The sequence below is a fragment of the Vibrio tubiashii ATCC 19109 genome, assembly GCF_000772105.1.
Classification (GTDB): Bacteria; Pseudomonadota; Gammaproteobacteria; order Enterobacterales; family Vibrionaceae; genus Vibrio; species Vibrio tubiashii.
The window spans coordinates 1,103,821-1,123,817 of record NZ_CP009355.1 but is presented as its reverse complement, the minus strand read 5'-3'; the positions used below and the strand labels follow the sequence as shown (position 1 = coordinate 1,123,817).

Below are 19,997 nucleotides of genomic sequence, written 5' to 3'. Positions count from 1 at the left end.
CATGAAACCAATTAAGTTAACAATGCAGGCTTTCGGCCCTTTTGCTAAAACAGAGCAAATCGATTTCACTCAGTTAGGCTCTAATCCACTTTTCCTCATCAACGGGCCAACGGGCTCCGGAAAAACGTCAATCCTTGATGCGATTTGCTTTGCCTTGTATGGCGAAACGACGGGCAATGAGCGTCAGGGCAATCAAATGCGTTGTGACCAAGCTGCAACGAATTTATTGACAGAAGTGACTCTGGAATTCTCCTTAAACGGGAAACAGTATCGAGTTACCCGCGCGCCTGAGCAAGAAGCCCCGAAAGCACGTGGTGAAGGCCTGACAACACGCAAACATACCGCCTCCTTGTATGAAATTACCAATGATGAAGTCCTAATTACCAGTAAAACGGCTCAGGTTAAAAATGAGGTTGCCAACTTACTTGGGTTAAATGAAACCCAGTTCCGACAGGTGATGGTGTTGCCTCAGGGCAAGTTCAGGGATCTGTTGCTCGCTTCATCAAAAGAACGTGAAGCGATTTTTGGTCAGCTATTCCAGACTGACGTGTATAAGAAAATCGAATTTGCGTTGAAAGACAAAGCCAGTGCGATTAGCAAGGCAAAAGATGAGTTCGACAATCAAATCCGCGGTGCATTGCAAGTGGCTGAAGTGTCTACCGAGCAGGAATTGCAAGAGCGATTGATTCATTCTCGTAGTGAACTCGAACAAGCGAAAAGCGTTGAGGCGAAGCAGTTAGAGGCTCTCAATATTGTAAAGAGTGAGCTAAACAAAGCTAAATCACTCAATGAGTTATTTAATAAGCGCGCTTCGACAGTTGCGGCTCAACAATCACATCTGGAAAACAAAGCGCAGATTACCGCGCTGGAGTCAAAGTTAAAGCTGGCTAAGAGTGCGAGCCACCTTGAAGTGGCTTACGCTAGCATGCAGTCAAGTGCGAAACAGGTGGTTGGCCTAGAAACCAAACTAGACGCACTAACGGCTCAACATTTAGTGGCAGAAAAAACATCTCATGAAGAAGAACAACGAGTTAATACGGCTGAGGAAAATGCTAAACAAATCCCAATACTGACTGAAGAGTTGTTCAAATTAGAGCAAGTAAAAGCAAAACTTGTTGAGAAATCGGAACTAGAGAAAAGCATTAACGCGTTAAACACCACTCGAATTGATTACGATAAAAAGCTCATCCAATACAATGAGCTTAGACAGCAACTGCAAAAAGAGGCCGAATCAGGTGCCAGTTCACTCGAACAAGCGCGCAAAGATCTGACCGAAAAATCAAGCATAGAAACCGGTCTGTTAAGTAATCAGCATTTGCTTGATGATCTTAACAAGCTTGCCGCCCAAACCACAGAACTTGCTCGCCTACAACAAATGCTTGTACCACTTACAGAACAAGTCGAGAAGGCGAAAAAAGATGTTGCTGAAAAGCAAAAATACGCCGATGAACAAGAACTGAGTTGGCACAACTCGCAAGCTGCATTCTTGGCTCAAAAGCTGGAAAAAGGCTCGCCATGTCCTGTGTGTGGTAGCCAAGAGCATCCTGCACTAGCCATGTTTCAAGGTGAGCCTGTTTCTAAAGAGTCGGTGCAAGCCGCTCGACAGCAAGAACGCAGTGCGATTGAAGAGTTAAACCGACAAACGACGGCACTGGAACAACGGCAAGCGACAATAGTGGCTCAAGACAAGCACATTAAAGAGTTACAACGCGAGTTAGGTGAAGGTGCTGCTATGAGCGTTGAGCAACTACAGCAAGAGATAGCCCAGCAGAAGACGAGGTTAGACGTATTAGCGGCGATTGATCTTGAGAAGATGGAAAAGATCGTTCAAGAGCTGACTCAACGCTGCGCCAATGGTGAAGCAAAAATCAATGAACTGAAATCGTTAATTTCTGCAAATGACTCAGCGATAGGTGTTCAAAACCAGCAACTTGAAAAAGTATCCTCAGTTATTGATCCACAATACACCTCAGTTGATGTGGTCGAGAGCCAATACCTCGCTCAAAAAGCGAGCATTACACAGCTTAATCAGACGTTAGAAAAAGCTCAACAATCCGCAAAGCAGGCGAAATTAGCGCTTGTTGCTATTGAAACGGAAAGAAGCTCAACGACTCAGTTGCTCGAAGATGGAAAAGTACACAATCAGCAAGCGAGCAAAGAGTGGCAGTCTCAGCTAGAACTCTCTGTATTAGATTCGCTACAGCAGTTTCTTGAAGCTCGCATAGAGCCGCAAATATATGATCAATGGCAAGCCCAAATTAATGAGTATGTTCAGACTGCTACTCAGTTAGAACAGTCTGTGAAAGACCTCAATGAGCAGTTAAATGACATTGAAGAGCCAGATATTGACAAAAAACAAACTGAACTGGATGGCGCAGAGATAAAATACCGCGAATGTCGAGGTTTGTTAGATACAATACATTCAATGACTGAGCGTCTTGAAAAGGTGCAAAAAGATATCAATAGCCTGCATGATAAAAATCAGCGCTTAGAAACGGAGTACAAAGTTTACGGTACGCTTTATGACGTAGCGAGTGGTAAAACGGGCAGTAGAGTCAGTCTACATAGATTTGTTCTCGGTGTGCTGCTTGACGATGTATTGATTCAAGCCTCCCAACGCTTAAATATGATGAGTAAAGGGCGTTATCAACTGGTTCGTAAGACAGAAGGCTTCAAAGGCGCGGCTGGTCGCGGACTCGATTTGAGTGTTGAAGATGGCTACACCGGAAAAACGCGTGATGTTGCAACCTTGTCTGGTGGAGAGTCGTTCATGGCGGCACTTGCTTTAGCGCTGGGTCTATCCGATGTGGTTCAGTCATACAGTGGCGGCATTAAGCTTGACACTCTGTTTATTGATGAAGGGTTTGGTAGCTTGGACCCTGAATCGTTGGATTTAGCGATCCAAACACTGATCGATTTGCAGCAAGCAGGGCGTATGATCGGGTTAATCTCCCATGTTACTGAACTTAAAGAGCAAATGCCTTTAAGAATTGATGTTGAAGCCTCACGATTGGGCAGCCGTATTCAATTAGTTGGTATGCATGCATAGAGCAGGCTAAAATATACATAGTTCACTATGTTGCGTATGCTCAATCTATAACAATAATTTATGTTAAGAGCATCGAATTGATGACGGTTGGCAGGCAACAATTTTTTGTCTAGCAGATATATTCTTTTAACGGGGGCTTAAGGTGCTTTAATAGTACTCTAGGCGATAAGGAAGTTGCGCGTAGCGGTTGTAATGCATGAATGTAGTAAAGAAGATTTATCAATACGCAGATCCCAACCTTGAGCTAGTCGGGTGGATGGGCTTCTTCGGCTTTCCTGCATACTTCTACATTTGGTCTTATGTATATCCTCAATCCTACGAGAATGGTCCACTAAGGCTTTTTTGTGCTTTGCTCCTGCTTGGATTAGCGCTCAGAAAGTACGCGCCGCCGCCGCTTAAGCGTTACCTGCCATACTATTACATTGCCACTATCACCATCTGCTTACCGTTCTTTTTCTCGTTTATGATGTTTATGAATGAATGGTCGACAGTTTGGGCAATGTCCTTCATGTCTTCGATCTTCTTGCATGTGTTATTAGTCCATGAGACTCGTGTCATGTTGCTGCAGGCAATGGTTGCCATCGTAGCGGCCTACTTGTTTAGCTATGGATTAGAACACGCGCCTGCCAAAGTTGAGACAGAAGTGGTCGTGATTTGGCCTTACATCCCAATTTTCTTGTTTACCTATGTGTTCGGTAACTTGTTCTACTTCCGTAACCAAGTGGAGCATGAGTCGAAAGTCTCAATTGCCAAGTCATTTGGCGCCGGTATCGCTCATGAAATGCGCAATCCGTTAAGCGCACTTAAAGCCTCCGTAGATGTACTTGACTCGTCTTTACCATCTATCAAGACGATTAAAGGAGACAAAGCAGAGATCGACAAGCTGGATATCGAGCGCATGAAAGAAGTGCTGTCAGGAGCGGATGAAGTCATACGCAATGGTAACGAAGCGATAGATTTATTGCTTACCTCCATTGACCAAAGCCGAGTATCACACTCAACATTTCGGTCTTATTCTGTCGAGAAGATCGCCAGAGAGTCGCTGGCAAGTTTCTCTTACCCCAGCGATCACGCCAAAGAAGTGGTGAATTTACATGTCGAAAGTGATTTTGACTACTTTGGTAGCGATACGTTATTGAAGTACGCGCTGTACAATTTGCTAAAGAACTCACTCTATTACCAGAATGGTGAAGAGTTTAAGATTGCGATCACGATTAGGAGTGATCATGAGTTTAACTATCTCTACTTCGAAGACAACGGAATCGGGATAGAGAAAGATAAGTTAGAGTTTGTCTTTAAAGATTTTTATACATCAGGAAAATCGTCAAGCTATGGGCTTGGATTGCCTTTTTGTAAACGCGTCATGCACGCATTTGGCGGCAGAATAAAATGTGAGTCGGTACTCGGAGAGTGGACGCGTTTTACCCTTAAATTTCCTCGCTATGAGTCTCAAAAAGTGTCCTCAATAAAACAAGATATTCTAAGAACTAAATCAATGCTTTACGTTGGTGATGATGTAGCGGTCAAGCGTAAATTGAACGAGTTTACTTTCTACACAGGAGCGCTGTGTGATGTGGTCGATATTGAGCAGGCTAGGGGGAAGGAAGAGTTCGAATTTGAATATGATTTGATACTACTCGATCTAGAGACATGCAGTGAGCAAGAGTATTTAATGCTTGAGTCTAAGCTCCACTTTACTGAAGCAAAAATCGTGATGCTCTTTGCTCAGGATCGCCAGTATCACAATCGATTCAGCCGATTCCTTACTTTCTATCCAAAAGATAAAGCGCAATTTCTGCTTGATGTCACTCAGTCGGTTGATGCGCTTATGTTTGGTAACGTTGAGCCTAACCGAAACCTCATTCCGAAAAAAGTACCAGCCGTGGTTGGTAAGCGCATCTTGATTGCCGATGACAATGAATCAATGAGGCAGTTAACCACTATCTTGCTCAACAAGCAGGGTTACCAAGTTTCTCAGGCCGGAGATGGCAATGAAGTGTTGAGTGTTCTGAGCAGCGAACAGGTTGATTTGATTCTGATGGACCTCGAAATGCCAATGTTGGATGGCTTAGAAACTACGACTCTTATTCGAGAGTCAGAAGAAGTCTACGCTAACGTGCCGATTCTTGGACACACCGGTGATAATCGAAAAGAAACCCTCACTAAAATTGACCAAGCGGGTATGAATGGATACTTAATTAAGCCAGTCGATAAAGTTAAATTACTTGATAAAGTAGCGGATTACATCTAATCAAAACGGCATGCTTAAATAATAACGCCTCTATTTAAAAGAGGCGTTTTAATTCTTATACGAAATAAAGTTCCTTATTTTTGTGGGCTTTCTTCGCGACCGATAAAATCTTATCAATATCAGTACTAGATAAAGCACTATTTAAAGATAAACGTAAGATGTTTTTATTATCTGGTGTAGCAGGTGTACAGAAAACAGAACCGAATACGCCATGGTCTTCAAAAAAATCTCTTACCTTACGTGTATTGGTTTTTTCAGCGGTTTCTAGGCTAATAATTTGAGATTCGCTACGAATGTTATAGCCAATATTCGCAAGACCTTCACGGACTTGCTCTGAACACTCCATAAGACGCTTGCGGGATTGATCACTTTCCTTAATGACACTTAATGTGGCATCGATTCTATCTAGTTCGAACGACATCATTGCCGAGCTAAAGATAGAAGGAAAGGAGACGTATGGCACTACTTTACCTGTTAAGTTATTACACCAAACTGCACCAGCGCGATAAGCAAATGTTTTTGCTAGGCTGGCTGTCATGAAGTCGACTTGATCAGTGAGGCCGAGCTCTTGAAGTAATCCGGCGCCTTTAGGGCCGTAAACACCTACCGAGTGAGACTCATCGACGACAATCGCACAATCTAGCTCTTTGGCTAGAGAGACCATCTCCTGAAGTGGTGCAATGGTGCCAATCGTACTGTATATGGAGTCGATCAAGACTACACCAGGACCATTGCGTTTGACTAAACGCCTAAGGTGCTTGGCATTATTGTGCATAAAGGGGTGGATATTGGCACCTGCGATGCGAGCTCCTTCCCAAAGGGACATATGCGCAAAGAAGTCAATGTACACATTGGTTTCTGAATCACAGATGGTTTGAAGTAGGCCGATGTTGGCAATCCAACCCGATGGGGCAATGGTACAAGTTTGAAACCCAGTGTAATCTGCAAGATTGTGCTCAACGGTTTTATCTAGTCCATCACTGTGTAAAAACACATTAGACATAAATGCCGTATCTTTCTTGGAGAGCAATGAATTAACTTGAGCGTCTATAATTCTAGGGTGATGGGTCAGTGCAAGGTAATCATTACTTTGCAAAATGATATCACCTGGGTGCGGCTTCTTACCTAAAACTAGGTTTCTACCATTATCTTTTTTATTTATTAGGTCAGAAACATAGTAGTTGATTCGTCTGTCGATAAACTCGGGCAGGCGAGATCGCGTCGTTAACATATTCATAATACATAGCCTTAAGTTATTAGTCGTAAGCGCCAGCTGACTAACTATGTATAAATATGGTTGAATAATAAATCTAATATAAAATGTGATTTTCTTGCGTATACTAACAGATAAAATTATAATCAATGGTATATTGACTAAGAATAATTACCCTGACGGGGAATTGTCTTAATAAATAATCCGTTAATTACCTGTCTCTCACACTTTAATTATTGTGAATTCGCTTTTATCTCCGAAGTGAAAACTTCTGGCCAATACATTTTTAAATATCCTGCAGCAACCCAAGCGACTAAACCTGTTGCTACCGACAACTCAATCAGTCCAAAGTTATGTAACCAATGCCAGTGCGGATGATTTTCGGCAAAAAATGACGTGAGGCGGTGCATTGCAATAGCGCTAATTACCGAAGGGAAGGTCACTGCAGCGATCGAAGGTTGAAATTGCAGCCTCATCAATCTTATATAGCAAAGGTATATAAGCAGTGTCATGGTGATGGCAATACCCGCTAGAGCGCCAGTTAAGATAGGATCTGGCTGTTCAAAGTTGACCAAATAGGTTGCTAACGTGAGGTTTATGGGGGCAGCCATGATTGCGAGTGTGGGCTTGGCTCTTTTAGGCAACATTCCCTCAAATACCAATCTATAAAGTACCAAAGGTAGCATAAAGAAATAGATGGTGATGCAAATGCTTACCAAGGTTTCAGAGAATACCGTGTGACCAAATTGAGTACCTGCGAGAGAACTGCTAATGACGCCAACTGGATAGAGAAACCAACTTGGTACAATGTTGCTCATCTTGAAGTTCTTCAACTGAAATGTGAAGAATAAGAGCATCATGGTCAGGTGTAAGAGCAATGCGGCAAACCATAAAGGGTAGGCAATAATCGGTGAAATTACGGCTAAATAGTCGCATAGGATTAGCAGTGCCATACTCATCGGCGCCATTAGGCTACCGCTAAGTGGATGGCGGATGTCGTTCATAAAGGTGCTGTAGCTACTAAGATACTTAACTAGCACGGGAAACAGCAGAATTGCGCCAAAGCCAGCTAGGTAAGGTCGAATCACTTCTCCGACTTCTGGGACATACAGTGCCCATGCGTGACCGAGTCCGATAACACCTAATGCTAATGAGGCCTGTGAAGGCGGGACACTCTGAAATTGAGTAAAGCGTCTCCAGTTCAACGACGTTTTCCTTATACGGCTTTCGGCAATCCTAGATTTAGGAAATTGCCGATATCTTTTAATGATGCGGGGTTAATTGTCGCGATCATAGCAAGCCAAACGGTTGCGACGCAAATCTCATTCGGTATCTGATGGGAGATCTTTCTGTCTCAACTTCTCATTTTTTAGGGTTCGATGAAGCAGTTGGCTATAGATTGGCTGTCCACCAAGCAGTTGTGCAAAAATCACCGCGCCTAAACTGGTAATGATGAGAGGAAGTATCAGGTAGTAGTTATTGGTCATCTCTATAACTAACAAGATTCCGGTTATCGGAGCGCGAACAGTAGCCGCAAACAAAGCCCCCATTCCAGCAATAGCAAACATTCCCGGAGTAATATTGAGATCCGGTAAAAGGCCCTGTGCAATCAAGCCAAACGCATAACCGAATAAGGTGCCTAAAGCCAACATAGGAGCGAAGATGCCACCGGGAGCGCCAGAACCAAAACAGATAAGTGTGGTAGCAATACGAGCGACAAATAGCAGGAGAAGTATTTGCGCGCTATAGCCGCCGTTGGTAATCGTTGGGATGAGACCAATCCCGCCACCGGTAACTGAAGGGAAATAGAGCAACATGATTCCAAAGCAACCCCCGATTAAAGATCCAGTGATCAAGTAACGTTTTCTGTCATTACGATGAAGTTTCACAAATAGATCTTGAGATAAAGTGACGAGCTGGTTGAAGACGACACCGAATATCCCAAACAGGGCACCTAAAAGAAGAAACAGCCACAGAGTAGGAAGCTCAGGCGCCTCATACTGCGGCATGGTGATCACCGCGTGTTGACCGTTAATATAGCGAAAGACAATGTTGGCGGATATAGCCGAAATGATCACTGCTCGAATAGAGATCAAAGAGTATCGAAATTGAGGACGCATCTCTTCGACAACAAACATGATACCAGCGAGTGGGGCATTGAATGCTGCCGCTAAACCGCCTGCAGCACCTGATGCAAGCAATGAATGGCGAGTATCGTCATCTTTGACTTTAAAGATATCAGTGACCATGCGCCCAATAGCGCCACCCATTTGTACTGTCGGTCCTTCGCGACCTAAAACCATACCCGAGCCAAGTGCGCCCATACCACCAAAGAATTTAACTGGTATGACGCGCCACCAACGAACTGGGCGGATTCCATCCATCGCACCTTCTATCTCTGGTATACCAGAGCCTGCGGCTTCGGGCGCAAAGCGATGAACTAGGTAATAGCCAATGAAGGCAAGAGCTGCACTGATAAGAAAAGCCGCTAACCAAAGAGGTAAAACTCCGCCTATTTCGTTTTTTAACCAATCCGTACGAGTTTCGGAAACAAAGTGAACCGCAATTTCAAAATAGGTGCCGATTAGCCCGGCAAGAATGCCAACCACCAAAGAAAGCGCCAAGACAGAAATAGGCGTTTTATCCTTTGAGAGAAATTGATTTACCGCATCCTTGGGTACTTTGGCGAGTAAGGATTGCTTAAATTTTTCTCTCTTGGTCATGAAAGTGGGGCTCCCGTTGAGTCGGCATATCGATAGGTGTAGTAAGAATTATACCGCTGAGAAATGCTAACTATAGCAATAAGAATGGAATATTGATTTTCAAATATGAGATGAAAGGACAGGTTGATATTCTGCGAGGATAATTACTGGATGAAAATCACAATATCAGCATAAGCTATGGGGTCATGACCTTGCATAATCACTGATTTGAACCATAGTTAAGAGGTAAGGCAATTTGAATCGACCCGCATGGAGGAAATGTCGCCTTACCTACAATTTGGATGGATTCAACCGTAAAATTGAAAGCCTCGTTTTTTATCAGGTCGCAACATAATGACCTCCTGATTCGCAAACTCACGATTGAGTAACGAGGGATAGGGCGCACTTAATGGTGCGCCTCTTGTCGTTTGGAGGGTGAGTTATTCTTCGAGATTGGAGATTTGTTTTAAAACACCTTCCAGTTGGTCCCAAGGCAGTAGTTGGTTGTCGATCACTTCTAAACGGCTCTCAAACCCTTCTAGAGACATCTCGTTGACCGACACAACGCCATTGCTAACATTGAAAGCAAAACAACCATTTGTGGTGTTTAACACCCCTTTAACCCGTTCAGCGGTGAGATCAGAGAGAACGGAAAACAGCTCGTCAAAATTGAAAACCACTTCTGCACCAAAAATCCATCCACAGCTAAAGTAACCTTGGCCTTTGTTCTCTTTACGCACATAGGTTTGATCGGGTGCTAAAGCGAACTGAGGCTCTAACTCTGCGTGTTCGTGGTGATGTGCAGCGACTTCGGTTGAGACCGAATGATCGCGACGCGGGGAATCTAATAGCTCGATAGGAAAGTTGCCCTGTTTTACTAACTGGCTGAACACTTTTGGTGGCGTTTGATCGGTTACCCAATCATTGAATGCATCAATATCGCTGACGTGACACTGATCGACTTTGTTACCGATGACGATGTCAGAAATCGCTAATTGATCAGTGAAGTTTTGATTTTGCAGGTACTTCTCATTGGTTAGATTTCTAGGGTCGACCAGACCAATCGTCGCTCTTAAATCGATATATTCTGAGAACTGGCTAGAGGTTAGCGTTGCTAATACTTTATGTGCGTGCCCTAAGCCTGTAGGTTCAGCAATCAATCTGTCTGGTTTTGTTCTTAAAAGCGCAGTAATCGCGACCGACATAGGAACACCCGCCGCGCAGCACATGCAGCCGCCAGGTACTTCTTTAATTAGAGCACCTTGATCGGTCAACATAGCACCATCGATGCCAATTTCGCCAAACTCATTAACGAGCACTGCCCAGCGTTCGCCTTCAGGTTTTTCTTTAAGAAGATTAAGGATAGCGGTTGTTTTACCCGTGCCTAGGAAACCAGTGATGATATTAGTTGGAATGCTCATCAAAAATACTCTCTTGCTCTTTTTGTTACACTATAACAATAGGTCACAAAAAAGGGCAGTATAATCACTGCCCTTAGTCAAATTAGCGTTTGTTTTTAAGATACCGCTTGCGACGTTCTTCTTTCTTCTTCGCTTTCTCTTCTGCTTTTCGCGCTGCTTCTAGTTCAACTTCGATAAGCTCTTGAGTGATCATCTCAGGTAGCTCAAGCGTGATTTGTCCAAGTGTTCCGTTACGTAACTCGTGGAGTAGAATCTCCGAACATTTATGTAAGTCTACTCGACCACCTGAACGCAGTGCTCCTCGTCTGCGACCAATCTCTTCCATTAGCTCGATATCGCTTTCAGGAAGCTCTTCAATTTCATAACGTGCTTGCAAGCGTTGTGGGTAAGCTTTCGCTAAGTACTCTACTGTATAGAAAGCGACTTCATCATATTCCATCGCGGTATCTTTTACCGCGCCAGTGGCAGCAAGGCGGAATCCACTGTGCGGGTTTTCAACTTTCGGCCACAGTATTCCCGGTGTGTCAGAAAGCACGATACCATTTTGCAAGTTAATGCGTTGCTGACGACGCGTTACCGCTGGTTGGTTACCAGTGACAGCAATAGTACGACCAGCCAGTGAGTTGATAATGGTCGATTTACCCACATTCGGGATACCCATGATCATGGTGCGAATGTTTTTACCAATCTCTTCACGATGCGGCGCAAGCTTGCGAACTAACTCCATGATCTTCTGCACTTCTTGTGGCTGAGAGGTGGTAATCGCAATTGCCTTTACGTTGTGTTCTTTCTCAAAATGGTCAATCCAAAGTTGAGTCAATTCAGGATCGGCAAGATCGCGTTTATTAAGCACTTTTACAACCGGCTTATCACCCTTTAACTCAGCAATCATAGGGTTTTCGCTACTAAAAGGGATACGAGCGTCAAGCACCTCGATAATCACATCGATTTGAGGGATCGCTTCAGCAATCTCTTTTTGAGCCTTGTGCATATGGCCCGGAAACCATTGAATTGTATTGTTAACCATTTGAATACCTTGGTTTTAAATCTTTTAAATTGGTTTGTGGGGTACAACATGGGGTACAAAAATATTTATTTTATACACAGACTATGAGTCAGCACAGTTGTGGGGACCACTAAACACAAAATTCATAATTGAGATGATCTTAACACTTTATTGGATGCGGTGTAATTAATAGGAGATTAATCGTCAATGAAAATCATAGTTATGATGCTTGATTGATATTGATTTGAGCAATATTGGCTACTGAACAGTCGTACAATCGCCAAAATCTTAAAAATCATAGTCCTATAGTGTTTGTTACGTTACTTTTGCGTTCTACTTACGGGTGGCTGAAAAGGGCGAAAGTACTAAATGAGCAAATTACTAAAGGTAAAGAAATACTTAACAATTGAAGAGGCAGCCGTAACTCTGTCAAATTCGTTAGAAGAACCTGTAAAGGTCTCAGATATCTATGATTTGGCACTAGAGAATGAGATAACTATTTCGATTCGACTCGCAAACAAAGCATTCGCAGTTGGTGGTCGGTACGTCAATCTGGAAGGGCACGAGACAGGCAAGTTTAAGGCTGATACTGATTTACTGACGGGTGAATCACTAGATGTCGCGTATTCTGTTTCTGCGAGCGATGCGCTTTTGGTTGAAGAAGGGAAGTGGCTAGTCTTTGACGACGAGATTATTGCTATCGATGGGGTATGGGACTTAACAATGATTGGCGTAGAGCGACAGATAGTTCATGGGTTATATCAAAATGAAGTTGGAGGAGCGTTACCCAAGCCATCAGGGTCTAGAAGTTTTTTAGTCGAGCGTGGAGACGTTATCTATAAGCTCAAAACGAGTTTGCCTCTCCAACTAAATGAAGCCAACAGTTCTGCGTTGCAAATAAGACTGACCGATCTGCTCGAATCTAAGGGACTTACCTACAGTAACATTCTTGATAATCCGTATGCATTGGATAATTTAAGTGATGATGAGTTGGAAGAGTATTCACAGCTTACTTTGGCTCTATCTGATGACGACCTCGAAGAATCAGAAGAGATAAAACTGTCTGAACAGCTAATCGGATCTGATGAACACCTTATTCTTGACGACTTTAGTTACCAGTTCGTCATTCGAACAAATGAACTCACCCGTTTTGTTCAGTCTTTAGACGATGATATGCCGCAATCAACCCAAACAGATAAACCTTTGGGTTCAAGAGAGAGAAACACCCTCCTTACCTTGATTGGAGTGTTGTCAGAAGAGGCGGGTATAGAGTTGTCTGTGCGGGGAATTACTACTTCAATCCAATACATGATGGATAAAAAAGGTATCGCAATGTCTGGTGAAACTATTCGAAAGGTAATCAGACAGGTAACAGATGTAATGGAAAGTAGGAGCAATTAGCAAAAACCTAATTAGGAATTTGGTTTTCCTAATTAGGCTTTCACTACACGTAAATTCAATAACCTTCTGGTCATCTTATAACAAACCAGAAGGTTTTTTTATGTCTAGTAAGATCATTCGTTTACCAGTAGTTATCCAGAAGACAGGCTTATCACGTAGTACCATTTATTTACGTATGTCTAAAGGAACGTTTCCTCAGTCTATATCGCTAGGTGAGCGCGCTATTGGATGGGTGGAAGAAGAGATAGAACAGTGGGTGCTGCAGCGCATTTTGGATAGCAAGAGTCCGGAGTGTTAACGAGTGAAAAAACGATTGAATCCCAAATTAGCCAAGATCCACCGTAGTTATACGGTGGAGGAGGTAGCGGAGTTGTATGGAGTTCACAAGCGAACAGTCCGAAACTGGATCAAGAGTGGTTTACCTGTCTACAACGAAGTTCGTCCGCTCCTAATTTTGGGGACTGACTTAAGGCTGTTTATTCGTAAGCATCGCGTTGGAAATAAGCGTCAATGTAAGAGTTCTGAGCTCTTTTGTTTGAAGTGCAGAGTACCACGAACACCAACTCCCGATTCGTTGAATTTCATGCAATTGCCGAGTGGTACAGGACGGGTATTTGCTATATGCAGTGAATGCGGTTCAAAGGTTAATAAGTTCTTTAGTTGGAGGCGTTTGGAGACCGTTCGTAGTGAGTTGCTGGTGGAAAGTACCGTTAGCACAAAAACACATAAGTATGAGGGGATGTCCTCTCCTGAATTGTATCTAACTTAGAGAACTCAAGACAATGAAGAAAAACAACGCACATAACGTTCGTGCAATCCGTAGCTATTGCGAGTTTCTGAAAGAAGCGAAACGCCAAAGTGAGGCGTCAGTTGATGGCGTGACTAAGGCAATAAACCGATTTGAGGAGTACACCAAATATAAAGATTTTAAGCAGTTTCATCGTCAGCAAGCAGTTGGCTTTAAAAAGTACCTGATGGAGCACAAGAGCGTGTTTACGGACAAACCATTGAGTAAGGCTACGGTGCATACAGCCTTGCGCCACCTGAAGACGTTTTTTCAGTGGTTAGCATTACAAAACGGTTATCGCTCACGAATAACCTATAGTGACACGGAGTATTTTAATCTGTCTGAAAAAGACGCCCGCATTGCTAACGCGCGTCGGAAAAAGCCCGTGCCAACAGTTGAACAGGTTACTCTAGTTCTAGAGGCTATGCCGTGTATGACTCACATTGAAATGAGAGATAGAGCGCTGGTCGCTTTTACATTGTTGACCGGAGCGCGGGATAGTGCAGTGGCTTCATTAAAGCTCAAGCATATTTGTCTTGCTGAGCAAAGCTTGTATCAGGATGCCAGAGAGGTGAAAACCAAGTTCAGCAAAACATTTACGACTTACTTTTTCCCAGTAGGAGAACTGCCGCTACAAATCTTTACGGAATGGGTTAGCTATCTGGAGCATGAATTATCATTTGGGGAAGAAGACCCGTTGTTTCCTAAAACTAAGGTGAAGAACAGTCGAAGCCATAAGTTTGAGACTATGGGATTAACCAAAGATCATTGGACAACAGCAGGACCTATTCGTCGAATCTTCAAGCAAGCATTTAAGTTGGCTGGGCTGCCGTACTACAACCCCCATAGTTTTCGCAAAACACTCGTGAGGTTGGGAGAAAAACTATGTAGCAACCCTGAAGAGTTTAAAGCGTGGAGTCAAAATCTGGGGCATGAAGGAGTTTTAACTACTTTCTATAGCTACGGTGACGTCGCTGACCATCGACAAGCGGAACTGTTAAAGAAACTATCCAAATCAAGTACAGATACGCCTTCAGATATGAAGGAGCAGTTTGAGCAATTTATGGCGTTTCAAAAAATGATGTCAAAACAGTAGTGCGTCACTTTTACAAACCGAGCTGGCTGGTATCAACAAATATTCGTATGTTGATACCAGTCTGACAAATTATATTTTGGTATCATAAATATAGGGTGTTTCCTTTATGATGCTAAATCTATATGATGCCCCTTTATTTGATACCAATACATAGCTTAGAGCGACCAATGCGTATATTTTCTTACTGTCGTGTATCGACAACCGAACAAACAACCGAGAACCAAATATTAGCCATTCGTCAGAAAGGGTACGAAGTCAGTGATTCGAGAGTCATTAGTGAAACTGTCTCAGGTTCAGTTGAAGCTATGAAGCGTGAAAAATTTAAGATGCTGGTCAGTCACCAAATGGAAGAAGGGGACATGCTGGTGGTGTTAAAGCTTGATCGTTTAGGTAGAGATAATATTGACGTTCAAAACACTATTAATCTACTGACGGATAAAGGTATTAAGGTGGTCTGTCTAGACTTACCTGTAGCAGATCTTTCAAGTGCTGAAGGGAAGTTAATGCTACAAATGTTCTCTGCTTTTGCTGAGTTTGAGAGAAATCGTATCAGGGAGCGAACCAAAGAAGGAATTGAGCGAGCCAAAGCGCAAGGGAAAAAGCTAGGTCGCCCTGCCGCTCACCAAACAACACAATTGGTGCTAGACAAAAAAGCTGAAGGCTTGTCACAGTCAAAAGTTGCGTCAGCGTTAAACCTTGGTATCGCCACAGTAAAAAGGCATTGGAATAAGTCTTTGTAAGTCTCAGTGATAGTAGAAAACTCAGTTTTACGAAACATCATTACAGACCAAATAGTCAATTCTTTGTATAATCAGCACAATTTTTCATATTCAATGTGCTGATTATAATGACCAACAATAACTTCTCTTCAACAGCCGCATTCCTTTGGTCGGTGGCTGACCTCCTACGTGGTGACTTCAAACAATCTCAATACGGTCGTATCATCCTTCCGTTCACGCTACTAAGACGCCTAGAGTGTGTACTAGAAGAAACCAAACCAGAAGTGATTGCTAAGTTTGAAGCTGTAAAAGCAATGCCAGTAGAAGCGCAAGAAAAACTCCTAACACACACGGCAAAGCTAAGCTTCTACAACACCTCTAAGATGGACTTAAACCGCCTTGGAGAAACAGGTGTCGCAAGCAACCTAGAGAGTTACATTCAGTCATTCAGCCCTAATGCTCGTGAGATCTTCGAGCACTTCGATTTTTTCAATACCATCGATAAGCTTGAAGAAGCGGATCTGCTTTACAAAGTAGCTAAACGCTTTGCAACCACAGACCTACACCCAAACACCATCAGCAACTACGGCATGGGCTTAGTGTTTGAAGAGTTAATCAGACGCTTTGCAGAAAGCTCAAACGAAACAGCGGGTGAACACTTTACCCCAAGAGACATCGTTCGCCTGACCACATCACTGGTATTCAGCGATGATGATGAAGTGCTAACCCAATCAGGCTTAGTGCGCTCTATCTATGACCCAACAGCAGGTACAGGTGGCTTCCTATCTTCTGGTATGGAGTATGTGCACGAACTAAACGAAAAGGCATCACTGTCGGCATTTGGTCAAGAGCTTAACCCTGAGTCTTACGCTATCTGTAAAGCGGATATGCTTATCAAAGGGCAGAAAGTCGATAACATCAAGCTAGGTAACACCCTATCGAACGACCAACTGCGCACCGAGAAGTTTGATTACATGCTGTCTAACCCGCCATTCGGTGTGGATTGGAAGAAGATTCAAAAGCACATCAACGATGAACACAAAGAGAAAGGCTTTGAGGGACGCTTTGGTGCGGGTCTACCTCGTGTATCTGATGGCTCACTGCTGTTCTTGATGCACCTTGTTAGCAAAATGCGTCCACAGCATGAGGGGGGCTCTCGTATTGGTATCATCCTTAACGGCTCGCCACTGTTTACAGGTGGTGCAGGTAGTGGTGAGAGTGAGATTCGTCGCTACATCCTAGAGAACGATTTACTTGAAGCGATTGTCGCTCTACCTACCGATATGTTCTACAACACGGGTATCGCTACCTATGTATGGATTCTATCAAGCCATAAACCAGAGCACCGTAAAGGTAAGGTTCAGCTAATTAACGCATCAAAAGAGCGTGCTAAAGCTGGTGGTCGAGGTCGCAGCGGCGGCGCAGAAGTTGAGGGTAATGACGAGCACGTATTCTACTCAGCAATGCGTAAGTCACTTGGTAGTAAGCGTAAAGAGCTAACCGAAGAGAGCATCGAGACTATCGTAAAAACCTACGGTCAATTTGCTGAGAACGGCTTTAGTAAGCTATTTGACTACAAAGAGTTTGGCTACCGCAGAATCACGGTTGAACGTCCACTGCAACTGGCTATCTATCCAAAAGATGAAACTCGCCTAGAAGCCCTACAAGCCGATAAAGCATGGGCGAAGCTAGATGAAGCACTACAACAAACGATTCTTGATGCTCTAGCGTCCTTTGACGAAGAGAAGATTTTATCTCGTGACATCTTCAATAACACCCTAAAAGCTAAGTTAGCACCAGCAAAACTAAGTGCTGCACAGCTAAAACTTATCGTGAAGCACCTTGGCGAGCACGATGATGCAGCGGAAGTATGTAAGACCAAGGGCAAGGTAGAAGCCAACCCAGATCTGCGTGATAACGAGAACGTACCGCTAACAGAAGCCGTTGAAGATTACTTTGCTCGTGAAGTATTGCCACACGTTCCAGACGCTTGGATTGATGAAAGCAAGACCGATGAAAAAGATGGTGAAGTGGGCATTGTTGGCTATGAGATTCCATTTAACCGCCACTTCTATGTGTATGAGCCACCAAGAGCGTTAGAAGCGATAGATGCGGATTTGGATGCGGTATCAGCTGATATTATGAAGTTGCTTCAAGAGGTGCATTCCTAATGACTGGTCGTTATAAGGCATATCCTGAATATAAATCTGTTGATGCAAACACAATTATCCCCTTGGATTGGAATTATTGCCAAGCTAAACGTTATCTTACTGTGCAATCAGGAGACATGCTCCCGGCTACTAGAGTTAGAGATTCAGGTACTCCTGTTGTCGGAGGGAATGGGTACAGAGGATTTACAGATTCGGCAAACACGAAAGCCAATACAATTGTTATAGGTCGTGTTGGAGCTAAATGCGGTTGTGTTCATACTATAAAAGAAGACTTTTGGGCTAGTGAGCATGCATTTAAAGTTATTTCTAGAAAGCAATATAATATGAGCTTTATGGCGTACTTGCTTGAAAGCCTAAATCTTAACCAATATGCCATTACAACAGCTCAACCTTTGTTGAATACTGAAATAGTCACTTCTAAATACATATCACTTCCGAATGATCTGATGGAGCAACAAAAAATTGCCAACTTCCTCGATCACGAAACAGCCAAGATCTACACCTTAATCACCAAACAAGAAAAGCTGATTGAGCTGTTAAAAGAAAAACGCCAAGCGGTGATTTCTCATGCTGTAACCAAAGGGCTTAATCCGCAAGCACCAATGAGAGATTCTGGTGTGGAATGGTTGGGTGAAGTACCTGAGCATTGGACTATATCTCCATCAAAAAGGTTATTTCCTGAGTCAAAAAACAGAGCACCAACCAGCGATATGCAGTTATCAGCAACCCAAGATTACGGTGTTATTTCCCAAAAGAAATTTATGCAATTAGCTGGAAGAAAAGTCGTGCAGTTAAATAGCAATCAGGAGCTGAGAAAAAAAGTACACGTTGGCGACTTCGTTATAAGTATGAGAAGTTTTCAGGGTGGTCTTGAGCGTGCTTGGGACGAAGGAGGAATTAGATCCTCTTACGTAGTACTAAAACCTAGTGAAACTGTTAATAAAGATTATTTTCAATATTTATTTAAATCTGTTAGGTATATTCAAGCAATTCAATCGACTGCTAATTTCATTCGTGATGGGCAAGACATGAACTATCAAAATTTTGTCTCAATTGATTTACCACTCCCATCTCTTGAAGAGCAAGAGTATATAGCTTCATACCTTCGTGCTCACATTAATAAAATTGATTCTCTGGTAGAAAAAGCCCAAAAAGCTATATCGCTAATGCAAGAACGCAAAATAGCCCTTATCTCAGCGGCAGTTACAGGGAAGATTGACGTGCGTGATTGGGTAGCATCTGGTGAGGTAAGTAATGGGTGAATCTAGGAAAATAGGAGCTGTTTCTACGTTTGTAACTGAAATTGCCAAAATTAAGCCACGGAAGGGATATTCGTTGTTTTTTCGTGGACAAACAAAGGAAAGCTATCAACCGATTCCTTCTGTCTTTCGTAATACCGATCCGAAAGATAAAAACAGCGCTTTGTTCTCTGAAAGAGAGCACATTATGTTCGAGCAGTTGGTGGCATCTTGCCCAAATGATTTTCTGAGTTGTCAATCAGCTTTAGATCACCTAGTTAAAATGCAGCATTACGGGCTTCCGACAAGATTGCTTGATATCACGAGCAACCCCCTTGTGGCGCTCTACTTTGCTAGTAACTCCCACGCTGGTCGAGGGCAGAATAGTGCTGATGGTGAAGTCATTATTTACGAAATTAAAGATGAAGATATCAAGTTTCATGGTAGTGATACTGTATCTATTATTAGCAACTTAGCAAAAATGGATGAGCAATTTGTTTACCCTAATGCAAGCAAAGAACAGCGAACTAGTGAAGAGAGCAAGATGGTCGGTAAGCTATTACATTCCATTTATGCTGAGAAGCCGTACTTCAAAGATGTAATTGTTCCTGAACACATATCTTCGATACAGGCAGTAAAACCCAAACTAGATAACCCGCGAGTCATTCGTCAAAGTGGAGCATTTTTGATATTTGGAATGGGTGACAACAAGGTAACACCTTCACAGAAAATATATAGATTGTACAAAAACTTGGACGTCAGCTCTAACTACTTCACTCATACAGAAGATCGTGGGTATGTTCTGAAAATTAATGCCGAAGAGAAAGCCAAGATAATTCAAAGCCTTGATGGACTGGGCATCTCAAAAGCAACTTTATTCCCAGAGATTGATGAAGTAGCTCAACACATTAAAGCTCAGACGGTTGACTACCTAAAGGACTAA

Annotated in this window: 15 protein-coding genes; 10 read left to right on the top strand and 5 right to left on the bottom strand. The window is 43.0% G+C overall.

Annotation, left to right across the window (positions count from 1 at the left end):
• Position 1: 1 nt before the first annotated feature.
• Positions 2-3,049 (top strand): AAA family ATPase, encoded by a 3,048-nt coding sequence (locus IX91_RS20205; protein WP_004743135.1) that lies wholly within the window; start codon positions 2-4, stop codon positions 3,047-3,049.
• Positions 3,050-3,245: 196 nt separating this feature from the next.
• The gene (locus tag IX91_RS20200) at positions 3,246-5,300 is read left to right on the top strand and encodes a hybrid sensor histidine kinase/response regulator (RefSeq protein WP_004743136.1); all 2,055 of its coding nucleotides are present in this window, start codon (positions 3,246-3,248) and stop codon (positions 5,298-5,300) included.
• Between the two features lie 55 nt (positions 5,301-5,355).
• Here the strand turns inward: IX91_RS20200 and cqsA are convergent, their stop codons facing one another.
• The 5 genes from cqsA to ylqF form a co-directional block, all read right to left on the bottom strand.
• Positions 5,356-6,537 carry an alpha-hydroxyketone-type quorum-sensing autoinducer synthase gene (gene cqsA / locus IX91_RS20195; protein WP_004743137.1) on the bottom strand — a complete coding sequence of 394 codons (1,182 nt, stop codon included), beginning with the start codon at positions 6,535-6,537 and terminating at the stop codon, positions 5,356-5,358.
• Positions 6,538-6,746: 209 nt separating this feature from the next.
• Positions 6,747-7,718, bottom strand: a complete 972-nt coding sequence (locus IX91_RS20190) for a TDT family transporter (protein WP_004743138.1) — start codon at positions 7,716-7,718, stop codon at positions 6,747-6,749.
• Positions 7,719-7,835: 117 nt separating this feature from the next.
• Positions 7,836-9,236 (bottom strand): H(+)/Cl(-) exchange transporter ClcA, encoded by a 1,401-nt coding sequence (gene clcA, locus IX91_RS20185; protein ID WP_004743139.1) that lies wholly within the window; start codon positions 9,234-9,236, stop codon positions 7,836-7,838.
• 419 nt (positions 9,237-9,655) lie between these two features.
• A complete protein-coding gene (locus tag IX91_RS20180; protein ID WP_004743140.1) occupies positions 9,656-10,636 on the bottom strand; it encodes a CobW family GTP-binding protein in 981 nt (326 codons plus the stop codon).
• A gap of 82 nt (positions 10,637-10,718) precedes the next feature.
• Positions 10,719-11,663: a ribosome biogenesis GTPase YlqF gene (ylqF, locus tag IX91_RS20175; protein WP_004743141.1), complete on the bottom strand. Its 945-nt coding sequence runs from the start codon at positions 11,661-11,663 to the stop codon at positions 10,719-10,721.
• Positions 11,664-12,011: 348 nt separating this feature from the next.
• Between ylqF and IX91_RS20170 the strand changes: the two genes are divergently transcribed.
• The 8 genes from IX91_RS20170 to IX91_RS20135 all read left to right on the top strand — a co-directional run bounded on the left by IX91_RS20170 (position 12,012) and on the right by IX91_RS20135 (position 19,997).
• Positions 12,012-13,043, top strand: a complete 1,032-nt coding sequence (locus tag IX91_RS20170) for a hypothetical protein (protein ID WP_004743142.1) — start codon at positions 12,012-12,014, stop codon at positions 13,041-13,043.
• Positions 13,044-13,143: 100 nt separating this feature from the next.
• Positions 13,144-13,341 carry an AlpA family transcriptional regulator gene (locus IX91_RS20165; protein WP_004743143.1) on the top strand — a complete coding sequence of 66 codons (198 nt, stop codon included), beginning with the start codon at positions 13,144-13,146 and terminating at the stop codon, positions 13,339-13,341.
• Between the two features lie 3 nt (positions 13,342-13,344).
• Positions 13,345-13,812: a helix-turn-helix domain-containing protein gene (locus IX91_RS25970; RefSeq protein ID WP_004743144.1), complete on the top strand. Its 468-nt coding sequence runs from the start codon at positions 13,345-13,347 to the stop codon at positions 13,810-13,812.
• Positions 13,813-13,825: 13 nt separating this feature from the next.
• Positions 13,826-14,926, top strand: coding sequence for a tyrosine-type recombinase/integrase (locus IX91_RS20155; RefSeq protein WP_004743145.1), 1,101 nt, complete (start codon positions 13,826-13,828; stop codon positions 14,924-14,926).
• Between the two features lie 167 nt (positions 14,927-15,093).
• Positions 15,094-15,666 (top strand): recombinase family protein, encoded by a 573-nt coding sequence (locus tag IX91_RS20150; protein ID WP_004743146.1) that lies wholly within the window; start codon positions 15,094-15,096, stop codon positions 15,664-15,666.
• A 107-nt stretch (positions 15,667-15,773) separates the two neighbouring features.
• Positions 15,774-17,816, top strand: a complete 2,043-nt coding sequence (locus IX91_RS20145; RefSeq protein ID WP_004743147.1) for a type I restriction-modification system subunit M — start codon at positions 15,774-15,776, stop codon at positions 17,814-17,816.
• On the top strand, positions 17,816-19,078 hold the full coding sequence (locus IX91_RS20140; RefSeq protein ID WP_004743148.1) for a restriction endonuclease subunit S: 1,263 nt from the start codon (positions 17,816-17,818) through the stop codon (positions 19,076-19,078). The genes IX91_RS20145 and IX91_RS20140 overlap by 1 nt, the downstream gene beginning before the upstream one ends.
• Positions 19,071-19,997 carry an FRG domain-containing protein gene (locus IX91_RS20135; RefSeq protein ID WP_236642919.1) on the top strand — a complete coding sequence of 309 codons (927 nt, stop codon included), beginning with the start codon at positions 19,071-19,073 and terminating at the stop codon, positions 19,995-19,997. Before IX91_RS20140 ends, IX91_RS20135 begins: the two co-directional genes overlap by 8 nt.